The sequence below is a fragment of the Phycisphaerae bacterium genome, assembly GCA_035275405.1.
In the GTDB taxonomy this organism is placed as follows: Bacteria; Planctomycetota; Phycisphaerae; order UBA1845; family UTPLA1; genus DATEMU01.
The window spans coordinates 1-2,325 of the sequence record DATEMU010000010.1 but is presented as its reverse complement, the minus strand read 5'-3'; the positions used below and the strand labels follow the sequence as shown (position 1 = coordinate 2,325).

At 62.3% G+C, this 2,325-nt stretch carries 2 protein-coding genes; both read left to right on the top strand.

Features of this window, described 5'->3' with window-relative positions; translation table 11 throughout:
- Nucleotides 1-356 precede the first annotated feature (356 nt).
- The gene (locus tag VJZ71_12320; GenBank protein HKQ48847.1) at nt 357-1,511 is read left to right on the top strand and encodes an ISAs1 family transposase; all 1,155 of its coding nucleotides are present in this window, start codon (nt 357-359) and stop codon (nt 1,509-1,511) included.
- A gap of 201 nt (nt 1,512-1,712) precedes the next feature.
- Nucleotides 1,713-2,325, top strand: a 613-nt coding sequence (locus VJZ71_12315; GenBank protein ID HKQ48846.1) for an ankyrin repeat domain-containing protein, incomplete at its 3' end; no start/stop codon positions are given.

The following is a 2,325-nucleotide window of genomic DNA, read 5'->3' as shown; positions in this document are numbered from 1 at the left end:
CTGTATCATTTCACCGTCGGCGGCGCCGTCGAAGACACCCGTCTCACGACCCTCCCGCCCTACGGCCCCGACATCGTCTCCCGCCCGTAGCGTCACCCCTCGTGGGTGACGTGCTTCTCGCGCGACATGTTTGCAGGTCCTATGCACCTCTGGCAACAACTCAACGGCACGATCGTCAACGCCGCTGAACCGCCCCCGTAGCGTCACCCCAGGGCGATTGCATGTTCCCTCGCAGCGCGTGCCAACCTTCTTGAGATTCACATCGTATAGGCGAATAGTCCGTCCAAGGTAGGACGGTTGTTGGTTCGCAGGGCCTGCGACGGATAATCCAGAACATCTGGAGAAGGAGCTTTGGCATGGAGGCCCAAGCTGAGCGGTCGGGCTGCGCGCCGGGCGCGAACGGAATCTGTGTACACTTCCGGGACTTGCCCGATCCCCGCGGAGTCAATGCGTTGCACCCGCTTTCGGACATGATTGTGATCGCCATTTGCGCCGTGATCTGCGGGGCCGATGGCTGGGTGCAAGTCGAACAATTCGCCGAAGCCAAGCGCAAGTTCTTCGCGTCTTTCCTGGAACTGCCGCACGGCATTCCCAGTCACGACACCTTCGGCCGGGTCTTCGCGCGGCTGAACCCCGAGGCGTTCGAGCGTTGTTTCACCGCATGGACGGCAGCTCTGGCCCAGGCGGGCGGCAAGTTGATCAGCATCGATGGCAAGGCCATCCGCCGCAGTTTCATGCACGCCTGGGACAAGAGCACGATGGCTCACCTGGTCAGCGCCTTCGTATCGGCCAACCGCCTGGTCTTCGGGCAACTGGCCGTCGAAGACAAGAGCAATGAAATCAGGGCGATTCCGAAGCTGCTGGAACTATTGGACCTGCGCGGGGCCACGGTGACCATCGACGCCATGGGTTGTCAGAAGAACATCGCCGGCCAGATCATTCAGGGCGGCGGCGATTACATGTTGGCCGTCAAGGAGAACCAGCCGCAGTTGCACCAGAAAGTTCGAGGCCTGCTCGACGAGGCGATTCTCGACGCCTTCAACGGCATGGCCCACGACTACCACGAAGAAACGGACGGCGGCCATGGGCGGATCGAGACGCGCCGCGTCTGGTGTACCCACGAAGTCCAGTGGCTTGGAGAATTGCGGAAGGACTGGCCGGGCCTTGGCTTGCTGGTGGCCGTCGAGGCCCGGCGCGAGACCCTGGGCAAGGTCAGCACTGAGCGACGCTACTACATCAGCAGCCGCGCCAAGGCCACTGCAGCCCAGTCGGCCGCGGCGATCCGCGGACACTGGGGAATCGAAAATCAGTTGCATTGGAGCCTGGATGTGAGCTTTTCCGAGGATGATTCACGCATTCGCAAGGGACACGGGGCCGAAAACTTCTCGCGACTCCGCCGCATTGCCCTGAACCGCCTCCAGCAGGACACCACCAAGAAAGTAGGCATCAAAACCAAACGACTCGTGGCCGGCTGGGACAACGACTACCTGCTCCATTTGCTGGCTTCTTGAACATGCGATTGCCCTGGCGGGCAGGGCGAGCCTGCTCACGCCGGCTTGTTCTATTGAATCGCCGTCTGGTACAATCCGGATGGCCTCCTCAGGCGGCCATCGGTCCGCGAAAAGGGTTGAACCCGCCTGCGTGTTTCTCCGACATAACCTTCTTTCTGCCTGTGAAACGCGGACGCCGGGCGATCGGAAGGAAGGTCTCTCATGTCGAAGCCGCTGCCGCCGCATCCCAATCTTGAATGGTTGAAAAAACGGGCCAAGGACCAACTGGATGAACTGCGAGCCAGCAAGCCGGAGGCGCAGCTGAGTGAGGCTCAGCTCGCGGTCGCGCGCGACTACGGGTTTCCGAGTTGGCGAAAGCTCAAGGCGCATGTCGAACAAAGTCGCGGCCGGGAAGACAGTGCGGCGGCGGTCATCAGGCCGGATGATTCCGATCTCGTGCGGCTCCTCGCCGCCGCCGAATCCGGTGACATCGAGACGGTCGCCGAGATCCTCGACCGGCGTTCGGAATTGGCCAACGCCCGGGGACCCGACGGTAAGACGCCGTTTCACGCGGCCGCCTGGAGCAACGTTCCGCAATTGGCCGTGCTCCTGCTTGCCGCCGGGGGGGACCCCGACGCAAAATACGGGGAATCCGGGCATACGGCACTTTCCTGGGCGATTACGTGTCATGCGCTCGCTTTTGCCAAGACGCTTGTCCTGATGGGGCACAAGCCCGATCTCTTCTGCGCCGCCGGCATGGGGGCGCTTGACGCTGTGCGGGCTTGTTTCAACGACGCGGGAGTACTTGTGCCCGGAATGGTGCGAACGGGCAGTT